At 60.7% G+C, this 24,701-nt stretch carries 22 protein-coding genes; 14 read left to right on the forward strand and 8 right to left on the reverse strand.

Going from position 1 to position 24,701, the window contains the following annotated elements:
* The first annotated feature begins 26 nt into the window (after nucleotides 1-26).
* The 4 genes from CKW21_RS28000 (at nucleotide 27) to CKW21_RS28015 (ending at nucleotide 3,207) form a co-directional block, all read left to right on the forward strand.
* Complete coding sequence (locus CKW21_RS28000) at nucleotides 27-389, forward strand: ArsC family reductase (protein ID WP_095197097.1); 363 nt, start codon at nucleotides 27-29, stop codon at nucleotides 387-389.
* Between the two features lie 32 nt (nucleotides 390-421).
* Nucleotides 422-1,456, forward strand: coding sequence for a 2,3,4,5-tetrahydropyridine-2,6-dicarboxylate N-succinyltransferase (dapD, locus tag CKW21_RS28005; protein WP_095197098.1), 1,035 nt, complete (start codon nucleotides 422-424; stop codon nucleotides 1,454-1,456).
* 144 nt (nucleotides 1,457-1,600) lie between these two features.
* The gene (locus CKW21_RS28010) at nucleotides 1,601-2,806 is read left to right on the forward strand and encodes an aminotransferase class V-fold PLP-dependent enzyme (protein WP_095197099.1); all 1,206 of its coding nucleotides are present in this window, start codon (nucleotides 1,601-1,603) and stop codon (nucleotides 2,804-2,806) included.
* Nucleotides 2,803-3,207 (forward strand): SufE family protein, encoded by a 405-nt coding sequence (locus tag CKW21_RS28015; RefSeq protein WP_095197100.1) that lies wholly within the window; start codon nucleotides 2,803-2,805, stop codon nucleotides 3,205-3,207. The genes CKW21_RS28010 and CKW21_RS28015 overlap by 4 nt, the downstream gene beginning before the upstream one ends.
* Nucleotides 3,208-3,296: 89 nt before the next feature.
* Here the strand turns inward: CKW21_RS28015 and tcdA are convergent, their stop codons facing one another.
* Nucleotides 3,297-4,115 (reverse strand): tRNA cyclic N6-threonylcarbamoyladenosine(37) synthase TcdA, encoded by an 819-nt coding sequence (gene tcdA, locus CKW21_RS28020; protein ID WP_095197101.1) that lies wholly within the window; start codon nucleotides 4,113-4,115, stop codon nucleotides 3,297-3,299.
* 264 nt (nucleotides 4,116-4,379) lie between these two features.
* Between tcdA and CKW21_RS28025 the strand changes: the two genes are divergently transcribed.
* The 4 genes from CKW21_RS28025 to CKW21_RS28040 all read left to right on the forward strand — a co-directional run bounded on the left by CKW21_RS28025 (nucleotide 4,380) and on the right by CKW21_RS28040 (nucleotide 9,620).
* Nucleotides 4,380-6,971, forward strand: a complete 2,592-nt coding sequence (locus CKW21_RS28025) for a glycosyltransferase (protein ID WP_095197102.1) — start codon at nucleotides 4,380-4,382, stop codon at nucleotides 6,969-6,971.
* Between the two features lie 229 nt (nucleotides 6,972-7,200).
* A complete protein-coding gene (gene dapE, locus CKW21_RS28030; protein WP_095197103.1) occupies nucleotides 7,201-8,352 on the forward strand; it encodes a succinyl-diaminopimelate desuccinylase in 1,152 nt (383 codons plus the stop codon).
* Nucleotides 8,352-9,161: a putative RNA methyltransferase gene (locus tag CKW21_RS28035; protein WP_095197104.1), complete on the forward strand. Its 810-nt coding sequence runs from the start codon at nucleotides 8,352-8,354 to the stop codon at nucleotides 9,159-9,161. The genes dapE and CKW21_RS28035 overlap by 1 nt, the downstream gene beginning before the upstream one ends.
* A gap of 81 nt (nucleotides 9,162-9,242) precedes the next feature.
* On the forward strand, nucleotides 9,243-9,620 hold the full coding sequence (locus CKW21_RS28040; RefSeq protein ID WP_095197105.1) for a hypothetical protein: 378 nt from the start codon (nucleotides 9,243-9,245) through the stop codon (nucleotides 9,618-9,620).
* Nucleotides 9,621-9,755: 135 nt separating this feature from the next.
* Here the strand turns inward: CKW21_RS28040 and CKW21_RS28045 are convergent, their stop codons facing one another.
* Nucleotides 9,756-9,965, reverse strand: a complete 210-nt coding sequence (locus CKW21_RS28045; RefSeq protein ID WP_019647794.1) for a cold shock domain-containing protein — start codon at nucleotides 9,963-9,965, stop codon at nucleotides 9,756-9,758.
* Between the two features lie 238 nt (nucleotides 9,966-10,203).
* Here CKW21_RS28045 and plsB point away from each other — a divergent pair, with 238 nt between their 5' ends.
* The 4 genes from plsB (at nucleotide 10,204) to CKW21_RS28065 (ending at nucleotide 14,462) form a co-directional block, all read left to right on the forward strand.
* Nucleotides 10,204-12,696 carry a glycerol-3-phosphate 1-O-acyltransferase PlsB gene (gene plsB / locus CKW21_RS28050; RefSeq protein WP_095197106.1) on the forward strand — a complete coding sequence of 831 codons (2,493 nt, stop codon included), beginning with the start codon at nucleotides 10,204-10,206 and terminating at the stop codon, nucleotides 12,694-12,696.
* Between the two features lie 153 nt (nucleotides 12,697-12,849).
* Nucleotides 12,850-13,197: a YbaY family lipoprotein gene (locus tag CKW21_RS28055; protein WP_095197107.1), complete on the forward strand. Its 348-nt coding sequence runs from the start codon at nucleotides 12,850-12,852 to the stop codon at nucleotides 13,195-13,197.
* A 152-nt stretch (nucleotides 13,198-13,349) separates the two neighbouring features.
* Complete coding sequence (locus CKW21_RS28060; RefSeq protein WP_095197108.1) at nucleotides 13,350-13,748, forward strand: YbaY family lipoprotein; 399 nt, start codon at nucleotides 13,350-13,352, stop codon at nucleotides 13,746-13,748.
* 24 nt (nucleotides 13,749-13,772) lie between these two features.
* Nucleotides 13,773-14,462, forward strand: coding sequence for a DUF4197 domain-containing protein (locus CKW21_RS28065; protein ID WP_095197109.1), 690 nt, complete (start codon nucleotides 13,773-13,775; stop codon nucleotides 14,460-14,462).
* 111 nt (nucleotides 14,463-14,573) lie between these two features.
* Here the strand turns inward: CKW21_RS28065 and CKW21_RS28070 are convergent, their stop codons facing one another.
* The 3 genes from CKW21_RS28070 to CKW21_RS28085 all read right to left on the reverse strand — a co-directional run bounded on the left by CKW21_RS28070 (nucleotide 14,574) and on the right by CKW21_RS28085 (nucleotide 20,811).
* Nucleotides 14,574-15,920, reverse strand: coding sequence for a Fic family protein (locus CKW21_RS28070; RefSeq protein WP_095197110.1), 1,347 nt, complete (start codon nucleotides 15,918-15,920; stop codon nucleotides 14,574-14,576).
* Between the two features lie 718 nt (nucleotides 15,921-16,638).
* Nucleotides 16,639-19,704 (reverse strand): efflux RND transporter permease subunit, encoded by a 3,066-nt coding sequence (locus CKW21_RS28080; protein WP_095197111.1) that lies wholly within the window; start codon nucleotides 19,702-19,704, stop codon nucleotides 16,639-16,641.
* Nucleotides 19,705-19,710: 6 nt separating this feature from the next.
* Entirely contained in the window at nucleotides 19,711-20,811 is a 1,101-nt protein-coding gene (locus CKW21_RS28085) for an efflux RND transporter periplasmic adaptor subunit (protein ID WP_095197112.1), read from the reverse strand.
* 93 nt (nucleotides 20,812-20,904) lie between these two features.
* Here CKW21_RS28085 and CKW21_RS28090 point away from each other — a divergent pair, with 93 nt between their 5' ends.
* Nucleotides 20,905-21,543, forward strand: coding sequence for a TetR/AcrR family transcriptional regulator (locus tag CKW21_RS28090; protein ID WP_095197113.1), 639 nt, complete (start codon nucleotides 20,905-20,907; stop codon nucleotides 21,541-21,543).
* Between the two features lie 118 nt (nucleotides 21,544-21,661).
* Here CKW21_RS28090 and CKW21_RS28095 read toward each other — a convergent pair whose 3' ends face one another.
* The gene (locus tag CKW21_RS28095) at nucleotides 21,662-22,444 is read right to left on the reverse strand and encodes a class I SAM-dependent methyltransferase (protein ID WP_095197114.1); all 783 of its coding nucleotides are present in this window, start codon (nucleotides 22,442-22,444) and stop codon (nucleotides 21,662-21,664) included.
* Nucleotides 22,445-22,537: 93 nt separating this feature from the next.
* Between CKW21_RS28095 and CKW21_RS28100 the strand changes: the two genes are divergently transcribed.
* Nucleotides 22,538-23,158: an energy transducer TonB gene (locus CKW21_RS28100; protein WP_095197115.1), complete on the forward strand. Its 621-nt coding sequence runs from the start codon at nucleotides 22,538-22,540 to the stop codon at nucleotides 23,156-23,158.
* Here the strand turns inward: CKW21_RS28100 and CKW21_RS28105 are convergent, their stop codons facing one another.
* The gene (locus CKW21_RS28105) at nucleotides 23,159-23,854 is read right to left on the reverse strand and encodes an extensin family protein (RefSeq protein WP_095197116.1); all 696 of its coding nucleotides are present in this window, start codon (nucleotides 23,852-23,854) and stop codon (nucleotides 23,159-23,161) included. It lies immediately after the preceding gene.
* A gap of 2 nt (nucleotides 23,855-23,856) precedes the next feature.
* Nucleotides 23,857-24,678: an oxaloacetate decarboxylase gene (locus CKW21_RS28110; RefSeq protein WP_095197117.1), complete on the reverse strand. Its 822-nt coding sequence runs from the start codon at nucleotides 24,676-24,678 to the stop codon at nucleotides 23,857-23,859.
* Nucleotides 24,679-24,701: the final 23 nt, after the last annotated feature.

Genomic DNA, 24,701 nt, shown 5'->3' on the forward strand with positions numbered 1-24,701 from the left:
CCAGCACCTGTAAAGGGGGCGATTCCTTGACCGTTTCAAGCAAAACGTTGCACCTTTTCGGCATCAAAGCCTGCGACACCATGAAAAAGGCGCGCACCTGGCTCGATGAACACGCTGTCCGCTATGACTTTCATGATTACAAGGCGGTCGGTATCGACCGTGAACACCTGACCCAATGGTGCAACGAGCACGGCTGGGAAGTGGTGTTGAACCGTGCAGGCACGACCTTTCGCAAGCTCGACGACGAACGCAAAGCCGATCTCGACCAGTCGAAAGCCATCGAACTGATGCTCGCACAACCTTCGATGATCAAGCGCCCGGTGCTCGATCTCGGTGAACGAACCCTGATTGGCTTCAAGCCAGATATCTACGCGGCAGCTCTGAAGTAAGCGGCCCGTTTCAATTTGTTAGAGGTATCAACATGTCCACTACCCTGTTCAGCCTGGCCTTTGGTGTCGGCACTCAAAACCGTCAAGGCGCATGGCTGGAAGTGTTTTACGCTCAGCCATTGCTCAACCCGTCGGCCGAACTGGTCGCTGCCATCGCGCCGATTCTGGGCTACAGCGAAGGCAATCAGGCCATCGCCTTCACCACCGCCCAGGCGTCGCAACTGGCTGAAGCCGTCAAAGGCGTCGATGCAACCCAGGCTGCCCTGCTGACCCGTCTGGCCGAGAGCCACAAGCCACTGGTCGCCACCCTGCTGGCCGAAGACGCCCAGCTGTCGTCCACCCCTGAGGCTTACCTCAAGCTGCACCTGCTGTCCCATCGCCTGGTCAAGCCACACGGCCTGAACCTGGCTGGCATCTTCCCGTTGCTGCCGAACGTGGCCTGGACCAGCCAGGGCGCCATCGATCTGGCCGAGCTGGCCGAGCATCAGCTCGAAGCACGCCTGCGCGGCGAGCTGCTGGAAGTGTTCTCGGTGGACAAGTTCCCGAAAATGACCGACTACGTGGTTCCGGCCGGCGTGCGTATCGCCGATGCGGCACGTCTGCGCCTGGGCGCCTACGTGGGCGAAGGCACCACTGTGATGCACGAAGGTTTCATCAACTTCAACGCCGGCACCGAAGGCCCGGGCATGATCGAAGGCCGCGTATCCGCTGGCGTATTCGTCGGCAAGGGTTCGGACCTGGGTGGCGGTTGCTCGACCATGGGTACCCTGTCGGGCGGTGGCAACATCGTGATCAAGGTTGGCGAAGGTTGCCTGATCGGCGCCAACGCCGGTATCGGTATCCCGCTGGGCGACCGCAACACCGTCGAGTCGGGCCTGTACGTCACCGCCGGCACCAAAGTGGCGCTGCTGGACGAGAAAAACCAGTTGGTCAAAGTCGTGAAGGCCCGTGAACTGGCCGGTCAGACCGATCTGCTGTTCCGCCGCAATTCGGAAACCGGTGCCGTGGAATGCAAAACCCACAAATCGGCCATCGAACTGAACGAAGCGCTGCACGCTCACAACTAAGCGTTACACGACCACCTATGTAGGAGCGAGCTTGCTCGCGATGAACGTAAGCGATAACACGCGGCACCAGACACCCCGTGTCGTCCAAGCGTTCTTCGCGAGCAAGCTCGCTCCTACAGGGGTCAGGCGTAAAGGCCGAACACCATGATGATTGCCTCCCCCTGGCGCGCCGATTTTCCGGCCATCGCCGCTCTGCAACGGCAAGACCAGACCTATCTGGACAACGCCGCCACCACGCAAAAACCTCAAGCCCTGCTGGATGCCCTGGCGCATTACTACGCCAACGGCGCGGCCAATGTGCATCGGGCGCAACACCTGCCAGGCGCCCACGCCACCCAGGCGTTCGAGGACAGCCGTCGCAAAGCCGCGCAATGGCTCAATGCCGGTGACAGCGGGCAGATTATCTTCACCCACGGCGCGACATCTGCGCTGAACCTCCTGGCTTATGGCCTGGAACCTCTATTCCATCCGGGCGATGAAATTGTCATCAGCGCCCTGGAACATCACGCCAACCTGCTGCCGTGGCAGCAACTGGCACACCGTCGCGAGCTGAAGCTGGTAATCCTGCCGCTGGATGCCGACGGCGTGATCGACCTTCAAGCCGCTACAGGGTTGATCGGCCCACGCACGCGCCTGCTGGCGATCAGCCAGTTGTCCAACGTGATCGGCGCCTGGCAACCCCTGCCCGCACTGCTGGCGATAGCCAAGGCGCATAACGCCTTGACCGTGATCGACGGCGCCCAGGGCGTGGTCCATGGCCGGCATGACGTGCAGGCACTGGGGTGTGACTTCTATGTGTTTTCCAGTCACAAACTCTATGGCCCCGATGGCCTGGGCATGTTGTTCGGACGCAACGAAGCGCTGCAACAGCTGCGCCCCTGGCAGTTCGGTGGCGAGATGGTGCTGGACGCCAACTACCAGGACGCCCGCTTTCGTCCCGCGCCGCTGGGTTTCGAGGCAGGCACGCCGCCGATCGCCAGCGTAATCGGCTTGGGCGCGACCCTGGATTATCTCGCCGGGCTCGATCAGGACGCCGTGTCTGCCCATGAAGCGGCACTGCATGACTACCTGCTCAAGGGCCTGGAAGCGCGCAATGGCATCCGCCTGCTGGGCAAGCCGCAAGTGGCGCTGGCCAGTTTTACCATTGACGGTGTGCATAACTCGGATCTGGCGCATTTGCTGACCGAACAAGGGATCGCAGTGCGCGCCGGCCATCATTGCGCCATGCCCCTGCTTAAAAGCCTGCACCTGGCCGGGGCGATTCGGGTGTCGTTGGCGTTGTACAACGATTCCGAAGATCTGGAACGGTTCTTTGAAGCGCTGGATCAAGCGCTGGAGTTGCTGCGATGAGCTTGCCTGCCGAGGCCGTGACCGCTCTGGAAGCGTTTCAGAACGCACCTGGCTGGGAACAACGGGCGCGCCTGTTGATGCAATGGGGCGAACGTCTGCCCGCGTTGAGCGATGTCGACATGTGCGAGGCCAATCGAGTGCACGGCTGTGAAAGCCAGGTGTGGCTGGTGGGCGAGTTGCAGGATGGCCGCTGGCTGTTCAGGGCCAACAGCGATGCACGTTTGATTCGCGGCTTGGTGGCGCTGCTGCTGGCGCGGGTCAACGGGTTGTCGGCGGCCGGGTTGCAGCAGGTGGACTTGGCGGACTGGTTCAATCAGTTGGGGCTGGGCCGGCAGTTGTCCCAGTCGCGCAGCAATGGCTTGAATGCAGTGCTTCAGCGGATGAATGAGTTGGCTGGATAATCGCCTTCGCGAGCAGGCTCGCTCCCACAAGGGAAAGCATTCCAATGTGGGAGCGAGCCTGCTCGCGAAGAGGTCATCAGCAGCAATACTTAAGCCTGAGGTTTGATCCGATCCGCCGGCCGACGCACACCCGCCACGATCTTGTCCACGGCCTTGGTCGCCGCGACCATGCCGAACGTCGCCGTCACCATCATCACCGCGCCAAAGCCTCCGGCGCAGTCGAGCTTCACGCCGTCGCCGACAAAACTCTTCTGCAGGCAAATGCTGCCGTCCGGTTTCGGGTAGCGCAGTTGCTCGGTGGAGAACACGCACGGCACGCTGTAATGGCGGGTTACGGTGCGAGAGAAACCATAGTCGCGGCGCAAGGTGGAGCGTACTTTCGAGGCCAACGGGTCGTTGAAGGTACGGTTCAGGTCGCAGACCTGGATCAGCGTCGGGTCGATCTGCCCGCCCGCACCGCCGGTGGTGATGATCTGGATCTTGCGGCGCTTGCACCAGGCGATCAGCGCCGCTTTGGCGTTGACGCTGTCGATGCAGTCGATCACGCAGTCGATATTCGGGGTGATGTACTCGGCCATGGTCTCGCGGGTGACGAAATCCGGCACTGCGTGCACCGTGCAGTCGGGATTGATCCCGCGCAGGCGCTCAGCCATCACCTCGACCTTGGGCTTGCCGACCGTGCTGTCCAGCGCATGCAACTGACGGTTGGCGTTGCTGACGCAAACGTCGTCGAGGTCGAACAGCGAAATCTCGCCCACACCGCAACGGGCCATGGCTTCCGTCGCCCAGGAGCCGACGCCACCCACGCCAACGATCGCCACATGGGCCGCGCGCAGGCGCTCGAGCCCTTCGATGCCATACAAACGGGCGATGCCAGCAAACCGCGGATCTTCTGTACTCATGACCATTACCTAAAAAACCGGCGCGCATTATAGGGCCGTCGGGCGTCAAGCACATCATTACGCTATGACCGGACATCGTCCATAAAACTGCATCGAACGAAGATTTGCCCTACACGCTCTAACGAAAGAACTTAAATCGACTTGGATTGCCCAACGTCCGGCATTTCCCTGTCCGATGTACGTTCAGTGAATTACCGGTGTAGGATGCGCGCCCTCTTGGCGGCAGCCGATCGTTCCCTCGTTCCACAGCCTTTGGAACCCGAAATAACCATGTCATCGCGTAAATTTGGACTCAACCTGGTGGTGGTGCTCGCCATCGCTGCCTTGTTTACCGGCTTCTGGGCGCTGATCAATCGCCCGGTCACCACGCCCAACTGGCCCGAGCAAATCTCCGGCTTCTCGTATTCGCCGTTCCAGCAAGGTCAATTCCCACAGAAAGAACAGTATCCGACCGACGATCAGATGCGTCGCGACCTGGAGATCATGAGCAAGCTGACGGACAACATCCGTACTTACTCGGTCGACGGAACGCTGGAGAACATCCCCAAACTGGCGGAAGAATTCGGCCTGCGGGTGACGCTGGGGATCTGGATCAGTCCGGATCAGGAACGCAACGAGCGGGAGATCACCCGCGCCATCGAAATCGCCAATTCTTCGCGCAGCGTCGTCCGCGTCGTTGTCGGTAACGAAGCCATTTTCCGTAAGGAAATCACCGCTGCCGAACTGAGCGTGATCCTTGATCGCGTCCGCGCTGCGGTGAAAGTGCCGGTGACCACCTCCGAGCAGTGGCACGTCTGGGAAGAGCATCCGGAACTGGCCAAGCACGTCGACCTGATCGCCGCGCACGTTCTGCCTTACTGGGAATTCATCCCGATGGACAAGGCCGGGCAGTTCGTCCTCGACCGTGCCCGCGACCTGAAAAAGATGTTCCCGAAAAAACCGCTGCTGCTGTCCGAGGTCGGCTGGCCGAGCAATGGCCGCATGCGCGGCGGCGCCGACGCGTCGCCGGCGGACCAGGCGATTTACCTGCGGACCCTGGTCAACAAGCTCAACCGCCAGGGTTTCAACTACTTCGTGATCGAAGCCTTCGACCAGCCGTGGAAAGTCAGTGACGAAGGTTCGGTGGGCGCTTACTGGGGTGTGTTCAACGCCGCGCGCCAGCAGAAATTCAACTTCGAAGGCCCGGTGGTCGCCATTCCGCAATGGCGCGTGCTGGCCATCGGCTCGGTAGTGCTGGCTCTGCTGTCGCTGACCCTGCTGATGATCGACGGCTCGGCCCTGCGCCAGCGTGGCCGTACCTTCCTGACCTTTATCGCGTTCCTCTGCGGTTCGGTGCTGGTGTGGATCGGCTACGACTACAGCCAGCAATACAGCACCTGGTTCAGCCTGACGGTAGGATTCCTGCTCGCCCTCGGCGCGCTCGGTGTGTTCATCGTGTTGCTGACCGAGGCCCACGAACTGGCCGAAGCAGTCTGGATCCACAAGCGGCGCCGGGAATTCCTGCCGGTGGTCGGCGATTCGAACTATCGACCGAAAGTCTCGATTCACGTGCCCTGCTACAACGAGCCGCCGGAGATGGTCAAACAGACCCTCAACGCCCTGGCGAACCTCGACTATCCGGATTTCGAAGTCCTGATCATCGACAACAACACCAAGGACCCGGCGGTCTGGGAACCGGTGCGTGATTATTGCGAAACCCTGGGCCCGCGCTTCAAGTTCTTCCACGTCGCGCCATTGGCCGGTTTCAAGGGCGGTGCACTGAACTACCTGATCCCGCACACCGCCAAGGATGCCGAGGTAATCGCGGTGATCGACTCCGATTACTGCGTGCACCCGAACTGGCTCAAGCACATGGTGCCGCACTTCGCCGATCCGAAAATCGCCGTGGTGCAATCGCCGCAGGACTACCGCGACCAGAACGAAAGCACCTTCAAAAAGCTCTGCTACGCGGAATACAAAGGTTTCTTCCATATCGGCATGGTGACGCGCAACGACCGTGACGCGATCATCCAGCACGGCACCATGACCATGACCCGTCGCTCGGTGCTCGAAGAACTGGGCTGGGCCGACTGGTGCATCTGCGAAGACGCCGAGCTGGGCCTGCGGGTCTTCGAAAAAGGCCTGTCGGCGGCGTATTACCACGACAGCTACGGCAAAGGTTTGATGCCCGATACCTTCATCGACTTCAAGAAACAGCGCTTCCGCTGGGCCTATGGCGCGATCCAGATCATCAAGCGTCACACCCGCAGCCTGCTGCGCGGCAAGGACACCGAGCTGACCCGCGGCCAGCGCTATCACTTCCTCGCGGGCTGGTTGCCGTGGGTGGCGGACGGCATGAACATCTTCTTCACCGTCGGCGCGCTGCTGTGGTCGGCGGCGATGATCATCGTGCCGCAGCGGGTCGATCCGCCGCTGTTGATTTTCGCGATCCCGCCGCTGGCGCTGTTCGTGTTCAAGGTCGGCAAGATCATCTTCCTCTACCGTCGCGCGGTGGGCGTAAACCTCAAGGATGCATTCTGCGCGGCACTGGCGGGGCTGGCGTTGTCGCACACCATCGCCAAAGCGGTGCTGTACGGCTTCTTCACCAGCAGCATTCCGTTTTTCCGCACGCCGAAGAACGCCGATAACCACGGCTTCTGGGTGGCGATTTCCGAAGCCCGGGAAGAGCTGTTCATCATGCTGTTGCTGTGGGGCGCGGCGCTGGGGATCTTCCTGGTCAACGGTATGCCGAGCAACGACATGCGCTTCTGGGTGGCCATGTTGCTGGTGCAGTCGCTGCCGTACCTGGCGGCGCTGATCATGGCGTTCCTGTCGTCGCTGCCGAAACCGACAGCCGAAACCGAAACGGCACCAGCGGTCTAAATCTTCACCGATGCACTAAACGGCGGCCAATGGTCGCCGTTTTGCTTTAAGATAACCGCCATTTTGCGGGGCCTGCGGCCCAATGGCCGGACTTAATCCCTGTGGGAGCGAGCCTGCTCGCGAAGGCGTTGTAACAATCAACGTTTATGTTGACTGACACACAGCATTCGCGAGCAGGCTCGCTCCCACAGTGAGTTCATGCCCACATTCATGATTTTCGGAGTTTTCCATGACGGCCCACGCCGACCTTTCGCCGACCCTTCAACTCGCCATCGATCTGATCCGCCGTCCGTCCGTGACGCCCGTCGACGCCGATTGCCAGAAGCAGATGATGCAGCGCCTGGGCGATGCCGGTTTTATGCTTGAGCCCATGCGCATCGAAGATGTGGATAACTTCTGGGCCACCCACGGCAAACACGACGGTCCGGTGCTGTGCTTCGCCGGTCACACCGACGTGGTGCCGACCGGTCCGGTGACCGCCTGGCAGATCGATCCGTTCAACGCCGTCATCGACGAGCACGGTATGCTCTGCGGCCGTGGCGCGGCCGACATGAAAGGCAGCCTCGCGTCCATGACCGTGGCGGCCGAGCGTTTCGTCGCCGACTACCCGGATCACAAGGGCAAGGTCGCTTTCCTGATCACCAGCGACGAAGAAGGTCCGGCACACCACGGCACCAAGGCGGTGGTTGAACGCCTGGCCGCGCGCAAGGAGCGTCTGGACTGGTGCATCGTCGGCGAACCGTCGAGCACCACCCTGGTGGGTGATGTGGTCAAGAACGGCCGTCGCGGTTCCCTGGGTGCCAAACTGACCGTGCGCGGCGTGCAGGGCCACGTCGCCTACCCGCACCTGGCGAAAAACCCGATCCACCTCGCCGCCCCGGCTTTGGCCGAACTTGCCGCCGAGCATTGGGACCATGGCAACGATTTCTTCCCGCCGACCAGTTTCCAGATCTCCAACGTCAACTCCGGCACCGGCGCGACCAACGTGATTCCGGGTGACCTGGTGGCGGTGTTCAACTTCCGCTTCTCCACCGAGTCCACTGTCGAAGGCCTGCAAAAGCGCGTCGCCGACATCCTCGACAAGCATGGCCTGGACTGGCACATCGACTGGGCGCTGTCCGGCCTGCCGTTCCTCACCGAACCGGGCGCGCTGCTCGACGCGGTGTCGTCGAGCATCAAGGACATCACCGGCCGCGAAACCAAGGCGTCCACCAGTGGCGGCACCTCCGACGGGCGCTTCATCGCGACCATGGGTACGCAAGTGGTTGAGCTGGGGCCGGTCAACGCGACCATTCACCAGGTCAACGAACGCGTGCTGGCAGCCGATCTCGATGTGCTGACCGAAATCTACTACCAGACCCTGATCAAGTTGCTCGCCTGATGCTCGCTTGCCCGATCTGCAGCGAACCGCTCAATGCGGTGGACAACGGTGTGGCCTGCCCCGCCGGGCATCGTTTCGACCGTGCGCGCCAGGGTTACCTGAACCTGTTGCCGGTACAGCACAAGAACAGCCGTGACCCTGGGGATAACCTGGCAATGGTCGAAGCCCGCCGCGACTTCCTCAACGCCGGGCATTACGCACCGGTGGCCAGGCGGCTGGCGGAGCTGGCGGCAGGTGTAGCGCCGCAGCGTTGGGTCGACATCGGTTGCGGCGAGGGTTACTACACCGCGCAAATCGCCGAGGCCTTGCCAGACGCCGATGGCTACGCCCTGGACATTTCCCGGGAGGCGGTCAAGCGCGCCTGCAAGCGCAACCCGCGGCTGACCTGGTTGATTGCCAGCATGGCCCGCGTGCCGTTGGCGTCGGGCAGTTGCCAGTTCCTGGCCAGCGTTTTCAGTCCACTGGACTGGAACGAAGCCAAACGCCTGCTCAGCCCCGGCGGCGGCCTGATGAAAGTCGGACCCACCAGCGGCCACCTGATGGAACTGCGCGAGCGGCTGTACGACGAGGTCCGCGAATACACCGACGACAAGCACCTGGCTCTGGTGCCTGAAGGTATGGCGTTGCAACACAGCGAAACCCTGGCATTCAAATTGACGCTCGCCAGCGGTCAGGACCGGGCGAACCTGCTGGCCATGACGCCCCACGGCTGGCGTGCCAGTGCCGAACGCCGGGCAGCGGTCATCGAACAGGCGGAGCCATTCGAGGTCACCGTCTCGATGCGCTACGATTATTTCGTTCTTCAATAATTACTAATTTTGGTCTTGAGCAACGGCTCAAGGCCGGCTAAATCCGCGAATGGATTTTTCAGACACGCAGTGAGGACATCCATGCGCCAGCCCGATATCGAGATTTACCTGAAAGACGCCGACGTCGACCACAAGGCCGTCTCCGCCTGGCTCGGCGAGGCATTGGGCCCGTGCACCGACTGGGTGCGGAAAGGCCAGACCTACAAGTGCAAGGCCGGTAACGTGCCGGTGACCTGGTTGCCCAAGGCCGTTGGAAAATGGAACAGCCTGTACCTGGAAAGTGACCAGACCCCGTGGGAAGACGACATCGCCTGCGCCCGCGCCGCGTTTGCCGCGCTGAACGTCGAAGTGCGCTGCGCGCCGGGCAGCTGGGTCGAGGAAGAAGGTGAGGAGACGGCTGATCGCTGGATTCGCATCAGCGCCGACGGTGAAGAAGAAATCACCTGGAAAACGGCTTAACCCCGTACACAAACCAACTGTGGGAGCGAGCCTGCTCGCGAAGGCGGTGAGTCATTCAACATTGATGTCGACTGATCCACCGCTTTCGCGAGCAGGCTCGCTCCCACATTGTTTTTTGTGTTCTGAAGATCGGCTTTAAAGCCCCACCACATCCTCAGCCTGCAGCCCCTTCTGCCCTTCCACCACCGCATACTCGACCTGCTGGCCTTCGGTCAGTGAACGGTGGCCTTCACCGCGAATCGCGCGGTAGTGCACGAACACATCCACCCCGTCCGCGCGCTGAATGAAGCCGTAGCCCTTGGCGTCGTTGAACCACTTCACGTTGCCGGTTTCACGTGTTGCCATCTGTTCATACTCCCTTTTTATTATTGATCGGGCTTTTCGCAGGAAAGCCTCGGAACGTCAGCCTGCACATGCCGTCCCCTGAAGGGCAGCGGCGACAGAGCGCCGAGTATATGTCAGACGTTTAATCTCTCAATAGCACTTTGATTGCCGCTTTTTTGCCGATTTTCGGCGAATCCGGCACACTATCGACCGCCCGAGCAAACGCTCGGTTTTTTTCATTCACTCATGCAGATGCCGTATGACCCGTTCCCCGCTCCGCCGTCTAGTGTTTGGCACCCTGCGCCGACTGTTGTACCTCTGGGTTCGCTCGGAGACGATCAACCAGTCGTCGTTCACCCTCAACCTCGACCGCAGTCGCCCGGTGTTCTACGTCCTGCAAAATCCTTCGCTGACCGACCTCGCCGTGGTCGACACCGAATGCAGCAAGGCCGGCCTGCCACGTCCGGTGCTGCCGGTGTCGGTGGGCAACCTGCTGGAACCGGCGGCGTTCTTCTACTTGACGCCGGATCCGGACTGGCTCGGTCGCCAGGACAAGCGAGGTGCGCCGCCGACCCTGACCCGCCTGGTCAGCGCCCTGAGCCAAAACGCCGCCGAAGACGCACAGATCATTCCGGTCAGCGTGTTCTGGGGCCAGTCGCCGGACAGCGAGTCGAGCCCGTGGAAGCTGCTGTTCGCCGACAGTTGGGCGGTCACCGGGCGTCTGCGTCGCTTGCTCAGCATCATCGTGCTGGGTCGCAAGACCCGCGTGCAGTTCTCCGCGCCGATCCATCTGCGCGAGCTGATCGAGCACAACAAGGGCCACGAGCGCACCGTACGCATGGCCCAACGCATCCTGCGGGTGCATTTCCGCAACCTCAAAGCGGCCGTGATCGGCCCGGACATTTCCCACCGGCGCAACCTGGTCAAGGGCCTGGTCAACCAGCCTCTGGTCAAGCAGGCGATACTCGACGAAGCCGAGCGCGAAAACATCTCCCCGGAGAAAGCCAAGGCCCAGGCCCTGCGCTACGGCAACGAAATCGCCTCGGACTACACCTACACCGCGATCCGCTTCATGGAAGTGGTGCTGAGCTGGTTCTGGAACAAGATCTACGACGGTATCAAGGTCAACAACATCGAAGGCGTGCAGAAGGTCGCTCCGGGTTATGAAGTGATCTATGTGCCCTGCCACCGCAGCCACATCGACTACCTGCTGCTGTCCTACCTGTTGTTCCGCAACGGCCTGACCCCGCCGCACATCGCCGCAGGGATCAACCTGAACATGCCCGGGATCGGCGGCCTGCTGCGCCGTGGCGGTGCGTTCTTCATGCGCCGCACTTTCAAGGGCAACCCGCTGTACACCTCGGTGTTCAACGAATACCTGCACACCCTGTTCACCAAGGGCTTCCCGGTGGAGTACTTTGTCGAAGGCGGCCGCTCGCGCACCGGGCGCATGTTGCAACCGAAAACCGGGATGCTGGCGATCACCCTGCGCAGTTTCCTGCGCTCCTCGCGCATGCCGATCGTGTTTGTGCCGGTGTACATCGGCTATGAGCGCGTGCTGGAAGGTCGCACTTATCTGGGTGAATTGCGTGGGGCAAGCAAGAAGAAGGAATCGATCTTCGACATCTTCAAAGTCATCGCCGCGCTCAAGCAGCGTTTCGGCCAGGTGGCGGTGAACTTCGGCGAACCGATCAAACTGGCGGAGTTCCTCGACAGCGAACAGCCGGACTGGCGTAAACAGGAACTCGGTCCGCAGTTCAAACCGGCCTGGCTCAACGAAACCACCAACCGCCTCGGCCAGAAAGTCGCGCAACATCTGAACGAAGCAGCAGCGATCAACCCGGTCAACCTCGTAGCGCTGGCGCTGTTGTCGACCAGCCGCCTGGCGCTGGACGATCGCGCCATGGCGCGGGTGCTCGACCTCTATCTGGCGCTGTTGCGCAAGGTGCCTTACTCGCCGCACACCACGCTGCCTGAGGGCGACGGCCGGGCGCTGATCGAGCACGTGAAGGATATGGATCTGCTGTCCGAGCAGAGCGATGCCCTGGGCAAGATTCTCTATCTGGACGAGCAGAACGCCGTCCTGATGACCTACTACCGTAACAACGTGCTGCACATCTTCGCACTGCCGGCACTACTGGCAAGTTTCTTCCAGAGCGCATCGCGCATGAGCCGCGAACAGATCCTGCGCTACACCCGCGCGCTGTACCCGTACCTGCAAGCCGAGTTGTTCATTCGCTGGTCGCTGGACGAACTGGACGGGGTGATCGATCAATGGCTGGAGGCGTTCGTCGAACAAGGCCTGCTGCGCTTCGAGAACGACGTTTACCTGCGTCCGGCGCCGAGCTCGCGGCATTTCGTGCTGCTGACGCTGCTGTCGAAAAGCATCGCCCAGACCTTGCAGCGCTTCTACATGACCGTTTCCCTGCTGCTCAACAGCGGCCAGAACAGCATCAGCGCCGAAGAACTGGAGGACCTGTGCACGGTCATGGCCCAACGCCTGTCGATCCTGCATGGCCTCAACGCCCCGGAGTTCTTCGACAAGAGCCTGTTCCGCCACTTCATCCAGACTATGCTCGATCTGGAAGTGTTCAAGCGCGACGAGGCCGGCAAGCTGGGCTATCACGAACTGCTCGGCGAACTGGCCGAGGGCGCGGCGAAACGGGTGTTGCCGGCGGAGATTCGCTTGTCGATCCAGCAGGTGGCGTTGCATCGCAGTGAAGATGCTGCGGATCTTGTCGGGCGCGTCTGAGCTGCCAACATCCTCAGGAGCAAGGAGGCTTCCGATGTAGAGCGTCAAGATTTCGCATCGGCCCCGACGAGCATTCCTACACTAGGTTCGATTGCAATGACGGTAGGATCAGCGTTCGTCATTTCCGACGATCTAACTGATAAGGAAATCAATATGATCAACGAATCCGTAAAAACCATCGGCGGCTCCGTGCGCTATCTGCAAAAGATTGCATTGCCGCCAAACTCGACCCTTTATGTCAGCCTGCGAGATGTCTCTCTGGCAGATGCCCCGGCCAAAGAGCTTGCCAGTCAAGTGACGCCTCACGCGGAAACCGCGGGTTTGAGTTTCAACCTCACGTATAGCCTGGCGGATGTCCTGCCCGGTCACACCTATGCAATCTGGGCAAACATCAGAACCGACGACGAACTGATTTTCACCACTACTCACCATCACTCGGTGGAATTGGGCGTCGACTACGTGCAAGGGCAGGAAGTACTGGTCAGCCCTGTCAGCAACTAAGCCCTACCACCGCTCAAACATCGGCTGAACCGTCCAGCATGCAATACAGGCTGCACGCTCGCTGCAAACTTGCGGGCGATATTGCCGGTGGAATCCGTTAAATTGTCATTGACGCCGGTCTTCTTCGGGCGCCAATGACAAGGATCCGCCACATGAAAAAACTCTCTATCCTTGGGCTTACCCTTTTACTGGGTGCCTGCCAGACACCTCACCCCGCCCCCAAGGCCAGCCTCGATGGCGAAGTCTTTTATCTGCAACGTATCGCCCTGCCACCCTCAGCGACATTGAGCGTCAGCTTGCAGGATGTGTCCTTGGCCGACGCACCTGCGGTCGTCCTCGACGAGCAGAAAGGCCCGGTCAAAGGCCAGGTGCCGCTGCCCTTTCACCTGACCTACGACCCGTCGCAGATCGAGCCCAATCACCGTTATTCGATCAACGCGCGCATTGAAGTCGATGGCAAATTGCTGTTCATCACCACCGAGAATCACGCCGTGCGACTGGACGGCACCGATCCACAGCCTGTGAAGGTCCGCGTCGACGCGGCCCGATAAGTCTTTTTGAGAAAGGAAGTTGCCATGCTCCGCCCTACCCTTCGCTTTGCCGGCCTGTGCGCAGGTTTGATGATCTGCGCCAGCGCAATGGCGCTGTCGCTCAGCGACCTTTCACAAAAAGACGCCACCGGCGGTCTCAAGGACGCCCTGACCCAAGGTGCGCAACTGGCCGTGAAACAACTCGGCACACCGGGGGGATTCAGCAACAACCCGGACGTGAAAATCGAGCTGCCAGGCAAGCTGGGAAAAGTCGCCAGCAAGATGAAACAGTTCGGCATGGGTGATCAGGTCGATCAACTGGAAACCAGCATGAACAAAGCGGCGGAAAACGCTGTCGTCCAAGCCCAGCCAATCCTCGTCGATGCCGTGAAAAAGATGACGGTAGATGATGCCAAGGGCATCCTCAGCGGCGGCAACGACTCGGCCACCCAGTACCTGAACAAAACCAGCCGCGAACAGATCCGCGCCAAGTTCCTGCCGATCGTCAAACAAGCCACCGACCAGGTCGGCCTGGCCCAGCAGTACAACTCGTTCGCCGGGCAAGCTGCGACCATGGGCGTGATCGATACGAAGAATGCCAACATCGAAAGCTACGTCACCGAACAGGCGCTGAACGGCTTGTTCGAAATGATCGGCAAGCAGGAAGAAACCATCCGCAACAACCCGGCGGCTGCGGCGACCAGTTTGGCGAAGAAGGTCTTCGGCACGCTCTAAGCATCAACAAAAAACCTGTGGGAGCGGGCTTGCTCGCGAAGGCGGTGTCTCAGTCAAAGTCTATGTTGACTGAGACACCGCCTTCGCGAGCGAGCCCGCTCCCACAATGGTTCAGGCCGCCGATCCGGGTCGTAGAAAAAACACCCACTCCCGCCCCAGCTTGCGCTTTTCAAACAACTCCAGACCCACCAATCCATTCAACGTGGTCGACGCCGTGTTGTAGGAACACCCCAGATTCGCCTTCACATTGACCGCCGTAAACTCCTTGGCCATGCCACTCTTGGCCACCTGATATATCGTCCGCTGCTTTTCGGTCAGCCGATCGAAAAATCCAGACTCCGACAACCAACGATCAAAGCACTCGGCATTTATCAGACTCTTCCTATAAGCCTCGGTAAAACTGCTGACAGCACGCAACACCACCGAACACTGGAAATCGATGAAATACGTCAGGTCCAGATCGTCCGCTTCGGTTTTCAGATACGAGCGCCCGTACTTCACCGGCGCACTGCGCAGCAAGACGCTGATGGCAATGTAACGAAACGCCGAGAAATCATTCTTGAACATGAACCAGTAGAACAACGCCCTAGCGACGCGGCCGTTGCCATCGCGAAACGGGTGCTCATAACCCAACGCAAAATGCAGCGCAATGCCCTTGATCAGCGGATGCAGATAGTCCGTCCGATGAGGATCGTTGTGGGATTGATTGATCCATGCCGACAGCACCTGCAAACGCCCGGCGAGCCCGGCAGCAGGAGGCGGCACATGAACCGTATTGCCCTGTCCGTCCTGCACCACCACGTCATCGTTGACCCGCAAATCCCCCGGCGAATATTGCCCGTCATCGATACCTGATACGCCAACACGATGCAGTGCCTTGACCAGCTCGATACTCAGCGGTTCATAACGTTTTTCCCAAGCGAAGTTCATCATCTTGTAATTGTCGATCACCATTCGCTCATCCGGCGTACGCGGCAGGCGATGGCGCTTAAGCATGTCCTTGGCCACCCGGGTGGTAGTCGCCGCGCCCTCGAGCTGACTGCTGCTGATGGCTTCGTCTTCGATCAAATCATTAAGCAGATAACTGAAATGCGCGCGCTCGCCGATCTGGCTGGTCATGTACTCCAGCGCGGCAGTGGTGGCCTGTCGGTCCACGGCAGAAATCGCTTTTTGTGCCACGGGCGTCAGTATGAAGTTTCCCCACCGCATCGGCTCACCCAATGGCAACAGGCTGGAGTACTGCGCTGTTCGGGCCTTCTTGACCAAGGCCCAGCACAGATTCGAATCCAGCCCCGGCGCCCAGCGATAGCGCAAATCATCGAACGACAGATATCGCCCCTGGTCGTCCAGAGGCTTGAGTAGAGCGAGGTAGTCCGAGAGGCGTTCCTTGTGCGGCGATGTTATCAGTAGATCAAAAACCGGGTCTGACCTGCCCCTGAATATGGGTGGTTTTTTCATTGGCACTGTCTCAAAAACTCGTGAAACCGAGTTTTGAGTACAACATCCGGACATCCGAGTCTCAATATCGGACGGTTCTGAGATAATTGTAGGAGTAAAGCTTGCTCTAGATGGCCATGACTCGTTTGATTGAGCGGTAAACATCCTCAGCCGCCAAGCCGTCTTCGCGAGCAGGCTCGCTCCCACAGGGGATCCGGGTATATCTGCAAGAAAGTGGTCGGCTGCAAGGCAGCCATCCCGGGCAAGCAAAGCAAGAGCAAGAGCAAGAGCAAGAGCAAGAGCAAGAGCAAAAGCAAAAGCAAGAGCAAGAGCAAACCACAAACACCACCCCCGCTCTTCACCACTCATCAGGCCGAGCGTTAGCTCGCCTTAAGCTCTTGATCTTGATCCACCCGCCCCATCGGAAGGCTGAGTGGAGGCGTTCATCCGGGGATTGGCGCGCAGCGCCGTTCGACGCAGTCGAACCCATTGCATGTAGGTGCAGCGAAGCCAACCGGAGGGCAATGCCCCCGGATGAATGCCGGAGCGAAGGAACCCCGAGCCCTGGCGAGGGGCCGGACGCTCGGGGCGAGCGTTTTTTTGGTTACTTTTTTTAGGCGCTTGTAAAAAAAGTGACTCGCCGTAAGGGCGAAACCATAAGTGGCCGTTACCGCAGAAACGGATATGTACTCGATCAATCAGGAGCTTGGTCGGCCCGAAGGCCGCCAAGTCCAGCCACTCACGCCGGCTCTTTTTTGACCCTGAACCACGCCGCATACAAAGCAGGCAGGAACAACAGCGTCAAAGCCGTAGCCACAATCAACCCACCCATGATCGCCACCGCCATCGGCCCGAAAAACACACTGCGCGACAACGGAATCATCGCCAGAACCGCGGCCAGTGCCGTCAGCACAATCGGCCTGAACCGCCGCACCGTGGCCTCGATGATCGCCTGCCAAGGCTTGAGCCCGGCAGCGATGTCCTGCTCGATCTGATCCACCAGAATCACCGAGTTGCGCATGATCATCCCCGACAAGGCGATGGTCCCGAGCATGGCGACAAAACCGAACGGCTGACGGAACACCATCAGGAACAGCGTCACCCCGATCAACCCCAATGGCGCCGTCAGAAACACCATCACCGTGCGTGAGAAACTGCGCAGTTGCAGCATCAGCAATGTCAGCACCACCACGATGAACAGCGGCACACCGGCCTTCACCGAGTTCTGCCCGCGCGCGGAATCTTCCACGGTGCCACCGACATCCAGCAAATAGCCGTCCGGCAATTCGGCGCGGATCGGGTCGAGGGTCGGCATGATTTGCTGCACCAGCGTCGCCGGTTGTTCCTTGCCATAGATGTCGGCGCGCACGGTCACGTTGGGCAGGCGATTACGATGCCAGATCACACCTTCTTCAAAGCCGTACTCCAGGGTCGCGATCTGCGACAGGGCGACGCTGCGACCGTTGTCGGTCGGTACCGCCAGGCTCGGCAGCAACGACAGTTCGGTGCGTTCATGCAAGGTGCCGCGCAACAGGATCTCGATCAATTCGTTGTCTTCGCGATACTGACTGACGCTGGAACCGGTGAGCGAGCTCTGAAGGAACCTCGACAGGTTCGCCGTGCTCACGCCCAGTGCCCGGGCGCGGTCCTGATCGACGTTCAGGTAAACGACCTTGCTCGGCTCTTCCCAGTCCAGGTGGACGTTGGCCACGTGCGGGTTCTCTCGAACCTTGGCCGCGACTTTGCGGGCCAGTGCGCGGACTTCTTCGATGTGTTCACCGGTCACCCGGAACTGCACGGGATAACCAACCGGCGGGCCGTTTTCCAGGCGCGTGACCCGCGAGCGCAGAGCCGGGAACTGTTCGTTGAGCGTGGCGATCAACCAGGTGCGCAAGGTTTCGCGCTCCTCGATGGTCTTCGCCAGCACCACGAATTGGGCGAAGCTCGCTGCCGGCAGTTGCTGATCCAGCGGCAGGTAAAAACGCGGCGAACCGGTGCCGACGTAAGCCACATAGTTGTCGATCCCGGCCTTGTCCTTGAGCAGCGTTTCGAGGCGTTTGACCTCCTCGGCGGTGTTGCTCAGGGAAGCGCCTTCGGCCAGCTTCAGATCGACCATCAACTCCAGTCGGCCCGACGCCGGGAAAAATTGCTGCGGCACAAAACGGAACAGGACCACGGAGGCGACGAATAAAATCACCGTCGCCGCGATCACGGTTTTGCGCCGACGCACGCACCACTCCACCAGCCGCCGGACCCGTTCATAAAACGGTGTACCGTAAGGATCCGGCTGATCAGGCCCGTGTTTGGCCGCGTGAATTTTCGCCAGATCCGGCAGGAGTTTTTCCCCGAGATACGGCACGAACACCACCGCCGCCACCCACGACGCCAGCAGTGCGATGGTCACCACCTGAAAGATCGAGCGAGTGTATTCGCCAGTACCGGATTGCGCGGTGGCGATCGGCAGGAACCCGGCCGCGGTGATCAGCGTACCAGTGAGCATCGGGAACGCGGTGCTGGTCCAGGCATAGCTCGCCGCTTTGACACGGTCGAAGCCCTGCTCCATTTTGATCGCCATCATTTCCACGGCGATGATCGCGTCGTCGACCAGCAAGCCCAGCGCCAGCACCAGCGCGCCGAGGGAAATCTTGTGCAGGCCGATGCCGAGGTAATACATGGTGGCGAAGGTCATCGCCAACACCAGCGGAATCGCCAGGGCGACCACCATGCCGGTGCGCACGCCCAGGGAGAAAAAGCTCACCAGCAACACAATCGCCAGGGCCTCCACCAATACCCGGACGAATTCGCCGACACCGGTCTTCACCGCCGCCGGTTGGTCGGAAACCTTGCGCAGCTGCATGCCGGCCGGAAGGTTTTTCTGGATGCGGGCGAATTCGATTTCCAGGGCTTTGCCCAAGACAAGAATATCGCCGCCGTCCTTCATGGCCACGGCCAGTCCGATAGCGTCCTCAGCCATGAAGCGCATGCGCGGCGCCGGTGGATCGTTGAAACCACGGCGCACATCGGCGACATCGGAGATGCGGAAGGTGCGATCCCCGACCCGGATCGGAAAGTTTTTTATCTCGTCGACAGTCTGAAAATTCCCTGAGACCCGCAGCTGCAATCGCTCGCTGCTGGTTTCGAAGAAGCCGGCGGTGGACACCGCGTTCTGTTCTTCAAGCGCCTGCTGCACCGCGGCCAGCGGCAAACCCAGGGTCGCCAGCTTGACGTTGGACAGCTCGATCCAGATTTTTTCATCCTGCAAGCCGAGCAGGTCGACCTTACCCACATCCTTGACCCGTTGCAGCTGGATCTGGATGCGGTCGGCGTAATCCTTGAGCACGGCGTAGTCGAACCCGTCGCCGGTCAAGGCGTAGATATTGCCGAAGGTGGTGCCGAATTCATCGTTGAAGAACGGCCCCTGAATACCCGGCGGCAGGGTGTGACGGATGTCGCTGACCTTCTTGCGCACCTGATACCAGAGTTCCGGGATGTCCACCGAGTGCATGGAATCGCGGGCAATGAACGTCACCTGGGATTCACCCGGGCGCGAGAACGACACGATGCGTTCGTACTCGCCGGTTTCCATCAGCTTCTTTTCAATGCGTTCGGTGACCTGGCGCGAAACTTCCTGCGCCGTGGCGCCCGGCCAGTTGGTACGGATCACCATGGCCTTGAAGGTAAACGGCGGGTCTTCGCTTTGGCCGAGCTTGGTGTAGGACAGTGCGCCAACGATGGCCAGCAACAGCATCAGGAACAGTACGATCTGGCGATTACGCAACGCCCATTCGGAAAGATTGAAGCCCATCGGGGATTACTCCTTGTCCGCCAGATTGACCACGCGGTTGGAGCGATCCACCGGGCGCACCTGCTGCCCGTCGAGAAGCACATGGACGCCAGCGGCCACCACCCAGTCGCTGGCGTTGAGGCCTTCAAGCACCGGAACGGTTTTCTCACCAAAAGCGCCGACCCGCACCGGGGTCTTCTTCAGAGTGTTATTGGCGCTGACGACCCAGACGTAGGTCACGCCGTTTTCCGCGGTCAGCGCAGACAGCGGCACCGACAGCGGAACCACTTCGGCGGACTGTACGAACACCCGGGCGCTCTGGCCCAGTTCGGCGGGGACTTTGCCACCGGTAAACGCGATGCGGGCAGCGAAAGTGCGGGACTTCGGATCGGCAGAAGGAGACAGTTCGCGAATTTTCCCGGCGAAGCGCTGATCCGGCTGCGTCCACAACTCCACCGACACTGGCTGGCCGACCTTGAAGCGACCGAAGTTCTGCTCCGGCAGGCTGATCGACACTTCACGCTCACCATCAGTAGCCAGGGTGAACACCGTTTGCCCGGCAGCCACCACCTGCCCGACTTCCACCGCACGCTTGGCTACGACGCCGTCCTGCGGTGCACGCAATACCGCGTAGCTGGCCTGGTTACTGGACACGTTGAATTCGGCTTTGATCTGCTTGAGACGGGCTTCGCCGGAACGGTAAAGATTTTCATGATTGTCGTACTGCGAGCGGCTGACCAACTGACGCTCCATCAGCGTTTTGTAACGGTCGCGCTCGGCGCGCACCATATTCAGATTGGCTTCGGCGGCCGCGACCTGGGCGCGGGTGGCCTCCAGTTGCAGACGCACATCTTGCGGATCGAGCTCAGCCAAGGGCTGATCGGCCTTGACCCGCTGCCCTTCCTCGACCAGTCGTCGGCTGACTTTGCCGCCGATGCGGAATGCCAGGTCTGGCTCATAGCGGGCGCGGACTTCGCCGGGATAGCTTTCCGTCGCCTGGGCCGAAGGCTCTGGCTGCACCACCATGGCCGGGCGAACGCTGGTTTGGGGAGCCTCTTCGTGACCACACGCCGTCAATAAAAACGCCAGGGTGACTGGCAACGCGAGGGGCAAGGCATAGCGGAACATGGTGAAGGACCTTTCGCTAATGGTGCTTGGAATAATTATACTGACCAGTATGTTATTAATAGCAAACTCACCAGTCCAGTAATAAAAGCGCATATGCCGAACAATCTTTCAGCACCCAGCGGACCCGGCCGCCCCAAGGATCTGGCCAAGCGCCAGGCGATCCTCGACGCGGCGAAGACGCTGTTTTTGACCAAGGGATATGCCAACACCAGCATGGATGCTGTCGCCACGCAGGCCAATGTGTCGAAGCTCACGGTCTACAGCCATTTCAACGACAAGGAGACGCTGTTCTCCGCCGCCGTGGTGGCCAAGTGCGAAGAGCAACTGCCGACGCTGTTTTTCGAATTGCCGGACGGCGTGGCGGTGGAAACCGTGCTGCTGAACATCGCCCGCGGTTTTCACCTGCTGATCAACAGTGACGAGTCGGTGAACCTGCACCGCTTGATCATGACCCTGGGCAGCCAGGACCCGAAACTCTCGCTGATCTTCTTCGAGGCCGGCCCGGAGCGCATGCTGCACGGTATGGAGCGGTTGCTGAGCAAGGTCGATCAGAGTGGCGTACTACGTATCGATAAACCGCGCAATGCGGCGGAACACTTCTTCTGCCTGCTCAAGGGGGCGGCGAATTTCCGGTTGTTGTATGGCTGTGGCGAGCCATTGACCGGGGAAGCGGCGGAGAGCCATGTGCGGGAGGTTGTGGAGTTGTTTATGCGGGCTTACAGGCCGGATTAGCCTGACAAATTTCGATCGACTGGTCTGACGCCTTCGCGAGCAGGCTCGCTCCCACACTGGTTCTATGTCGTAGATCCCCTGTGGGAGCGAGCCTGCTCGCGAAGAAGGCGCCGCGATCTCAGGGCTTGAGTGCCTTTTTCGGGTAGATGTCATACCGACTGGATTTGCCATCCAGCGCATGACTCGGCTTGGGTCCTTCAATGCACGGCGCCTTGCGCGGGCGTTTGACCACGACCCGGTGCGTGGCCAGGGCCAGTGCAGCTTCAAGCAATGCCGGCGCATCCGGGTCATCGCCCACCAGCGGCCGGAACAGGCGCATTTCCTTTTTCACCAGCGCGGTTTTCTCACGGTGCGGGAACATCGGGTCGAGGTAGATCACCTGCGGCGGCTCACCCTCCCAATTGCGCATCACCTCGATCGAATTACCCTTGAGCAAGCGCATGCGCGCCACGATCGGGGCCACCTCGAAATCTTCCGCGCCACGGGCCAAACCATCTTCGAGTAACGCCCCGATCAACGGCTGACGCTCGATCAGACTCATCTCGCAGCCCAGGCTGGCCAGCACGAACGCGTCCTTGCCCAGCCCGGCCGTGGCATCCAGCACCCGCGGACGCACGCCCTGAGCAACGCCCACAGCCTTGGCGATCATCTGCCCGCTGCCACCGCCGTACAACCGGCGATGGGCCGCGCCACCCTCGACGAAGTCCACCCGCACCGGCCCCGGTGCATCCGGGCCGAGCTGTTGCAACTGCAAGCCCTGATCGCCCACCTGCAACGCGAACTCACCGTCATCCACCTGCAGCGGCAGGCCCAGGCGCTCGGCCCAGTGCTCGGCCTGTGGCTGAAAGGTCGCGCCCAAGGCTTCGACATGGATGCGGCACGCCGCCGGTTGCTCAATCATGGGAAAACACGCTCAAAAAATTAATGATCGGCAAAAACTGCCGATAACAAAACTATCGAGCATTTTGCCAGAGCTGAGCGTCGACCGAGAGAAATGTCAGACATTCAACCCACATTCACAGGTTTTATCTCGCCCTACGGCGACTACAACCTGCGAAACACCCAGGCACTGAGCGGCGTCAGCCACATCTGGCAGGATTTCTTTGCCCGGGCGCTGGCCGAACAGTCGGGTGAAGTGCTGCCGCAATCGCTGAATTTTCCACCGGTGGATCTCCAAAGCCCGGTCGAACCCACTGTCGGCAGCGATCTGCTGGCACACATCATTTCCCAGCGCGAATGCGACGTGAAAGACACTGAAATTCGTCCGCCCGAGCCGCTGTTCCTGCCGATTGCCGAATTTGAAATGGACCTGGCCGACAAGCCGTTCCCACCGTTCCCGCCGGAAGAAATCGTCGCCCAGCAGAAACAGCAGGACTTCGAAAGCGGCTGGGTGCGTCCGATTGTACTGACCGCCGGCCAGCCTTTGCCGGAAGCTGGCCCGGCACCGCAACCGCGTCCGCTGCACTTGCCGATCGCCGAGTTCGAACTCGACCTGCTGGACAAGCCCTTCCCGCCGTTCTCGCCTGAAGAACTGGTCGAGCAACAGAAACAACTCGACTTCGATAACGGCTGGGCGCGCCCGATCATCCTGCAGAACCTGCGCCTGGCGGCCTGATCATCGACAACGCCACCACGGGCCGACGTCCAGATGAAAGTGGTTGCGATGGGCGGCGTTGTAATCCGGGCTCAACACCACGCTGAACAAACCGCAGGCGCCATCGCGGACCTGCCTTAGAAACTGCGCATCCTGATTATCCTTGGGCCAATCCTTGAGTACGCTGATGGCTCGACCATCGGCCAGGCGGAAACCGGCAATGTCCAGCGCATTGGCCGATGCATGCTGGCTGAGCCTGCCATTCTCACGGCCATAGACGTTGCGGCAGGCAAAGCTGCCCAGATGATCCACCCGCGCGACCGCCTGCCCATAGACCGCTTGCGCCGCCGGTTGCAGGGCGTGATGCTCGAACAGTGCAAACGACACGGCCAGGCGACAACTGGCGAGGAAACTGCTGCTCAGCGCCACATCGCCGCCCTGTACACGCAAGGCATCGGTCAGCGGACACTTGGCGTCGGGGCTGTCTGCCTGACGGGTCACGCGCAATCCTGAACTGCTCAAAGCCTGGTCACACAGCTGCGGGTCATCGCGCAGGCGCATCAGTTTGTAGCGGGTCAGCAGATTCGGGGGCGCCTTCACATCCAGCGGCGCCCAGGGATTCCACTGCGGCGGCAGCGACACCCATCCCCGCCAGACACTCACCCCCGCCGCGCCGATGACCGACAGCATCAGCAACAGCCACCACCGCAACCGCATCGTCAGCCTTTGAACAATTGATTGGCTTGGGCGTACGGCATGGACCGCGACGTGAACCCGAACGAGCCCGATTTCTGGATCTCTTCGGCGGCGCGGTAGAACTCGCCCAGCGCCGCCAATGCCAGCGCCGAGCCGACGCTGATGCGCTTGACGCCCATTTCGCCAAGCTCCTGCACCGTCAGCTTCAAGCCGCCGGACATCAGCACATTGACCGGTTTCGGCGCCACGGCGCGGACCACCGCCAGTACGTCTTCGGCGCTGCGCAGACCCGGCGCGTACAACACGTCCGCGCCGGCTTCAGCAAAGGCCTGCAAGCGGCGGATCGTGTCATCAAGATCAGGATTACCATGCAGAAAACTCTCGGCCCGGGCCGTCAGTGTGAAAGGGAAAGGCAAGCTGCGAGCGGCAGCGACGGCAGCCTCGATGCGCGCCACGGCATGCTCGAAGCAATAGATCGGGCTGTCTTCACGGCCAGTGAAGTCCTCGATGGAGCCGCCGACGGCACCCGCTTCGGCGGCCCGCACAATGCTTTTGGCGCACTCGGCAGGATCATCGGCAAACCCGTTTTCCAGATCAACCGCGACCGGCAGGTCGCTGGCGGCGACAATCGCCCGGACGTTGGCCAGGGTGTCGTCCAGGGTCAACCCGCCATCGGGGCGGCCCCGGGAAAAAGCGTAACCGGCGCTGGTGGTCGCCAGCGCCTCGAAACCCAGGCTGGCGAGCATTTTTGCCGAGCCGGCATCCCAGGGATTGGGGATCACAAAAACCCCATCACGTTCGTGCAAGGCTTTGAACGCATGGGCTCGAAGGGTTTGCGCATCCATTGGCAGGCTCCTGAAAAAGACGA

The sequence above is a fragment of the Pseudomonas sp. Irchel 3A7 genome (assembly GCF_900187565.1).
Taxonomy (GTDB): Bacteria; Pseudomonadota; Gammaproteobacteria; order Pseudomonadales; family Pseudomonadaceae; genus Aquipseudomonas.

Bases quoted from the DNA above. Each gene is read 5' to 3' on its own strand.
- dapD (WP_095197098.1), top strand. From the start codon at position 422: ATGTCCACTACCCTGTTCAGCCTGGCCTTTGGTGTCGGCACTCAAAAC.
- CKW21_RS28010 (WP_095197099.1), top strand. From the start codon at position 1,601: ATGATGATTGCCTCCCCCTGGCGCGCCGATTTTCCGGCCATCGCCGCT.
- CKW21_RS28015 (WP_095197100.1), top strand. From the start codon at position 2,803: ATGAGCTTGCCTGCCGAGGCCGTGACCGCTCTGGAAGCGTTTCAGAAC.
- tcdA (WP_095197101.1), bottom strand. From the start codon at position 4,115: ATGGTCATGAGTACAGAAGATCCGCGGTTTGCTGGCATCGCCCGTTTG.
- CKW21_RS28025 (WP_095197102.1), top strand. From the start codon at position 4,380: ATGTCATCGCGTAAATTTGGACTCAACCTGGTGGTGGTGCTCGCCATC.
- dapE (WP_095197103.1), top strand. From the start codon at position 7,201: ATGACGGCCCACGCCGACCTTTCGCCGACCCTTCAACTCGCCATCGAT.
- CKW21_RS28035 (WP_095197104.1), top strand. From the start codon at position 8,352: ATGCTCGCTTGCCCGATCTGCAGCGAACCGCTCAATGCGGTGGACAAC.
- CKW21_RS28040 (WP_095197105.1), top strand. From the start codon at position 9,243: ATGCGCCAGCCCGATATCGAGATTTACCTGAAAGACGCCGACGTCGAC.
- CKW21_RS28045 (WP_019647794.1), bottom strand. From the start codon at position 9,965: ATGGCAACACGTGAAACCGGCAACGTGAAGTGGTTCAACGACGCCAAG.
- plsB (WP_095197106.1), top strand. From the start codon at position 10,204: ATGACCCGTTCCCCGCTCCGCCGTCTAGTGTTTGGCACCCTGCGCCGA.
- CKW21_RS28055 (WP_095197107.1), top strand. From the start codon at position 12,850: ATGATCAACGAATCCGTAAAAACCATCGGCGGCTCCGTGCGCTATCTG.
- CKW21_RS28060 (WP_095197108.1), top strand. From the start codon at position 13,350: ATGAAAAAACTCTCTATCCTTGGGCTTACCCTTTTACTGGGTGCCTGC.
- CKW21_RS28065 (WP_095197109.1), top strand. From the start codon at position 13,773: ATGCTCCGCCCTACCCTTCGCTTTGCCGGCCTGTGCGCAGGTTTGATG.
- CKW21_RS28070 (WP_095197110.1), bottom strand. From the start codon at position 15,920: ATGAAAAAACCACCCATATTCAGGGGCAGGTCAGACCCGGTTTTTGAT.
- CKW21_RS28080 (WP_095197111.1), bottom strand. From the start codon at position 19,704: ATGGGCTTCAATCTTTCCGAATGGGCGTTGCGTAATCGCCAGATCGTA.
- CKW21_RS28085 (WP_095197112.1), bottom strand. From the start codon at position 20,811: ATGTTCCGCTATGCCTTGCCCCTCGCGTTGCCAGTCACCCTGGCGTTT.
- CKW21_RS28090 (WP_095197113.1), top strand. From the start codon at position 20,905: ATGCCGAACAATCTTTCAGCACCCAGCGGACCCGGCCGCCCCAAGGAT.
- CKW21_RS28095 (WP_095197114.1), bottom strand. From the start codon at position 22,444: ATGATTGAGCAACCGGCGGCGTGCCGCATCCATGTCGAAGCCTTGGGC.
- CKW21_RS28100 (WP_095197115.1), top strand. From the start codon at position 22,538: ATGTCAGACATTCAACCCACATTCACAGGTTTTATCTCGCCCTACGGC.
- CKW21_RS28105 (WP_095197116.1), bottom strand. From the start codon at position 23,854: ATGCGGTTGCGGTGGTGGCTGTTGCTGATGCTGTCGGTCATCGGCGCG.
- CKW21_RS28110 (WP_095197117.1), bottom strand. From the start codon at position 24,678: ATGGATGCGCAAACCCTTCGAGCCCATGCGTTCAAAGCCTTGCACGAA.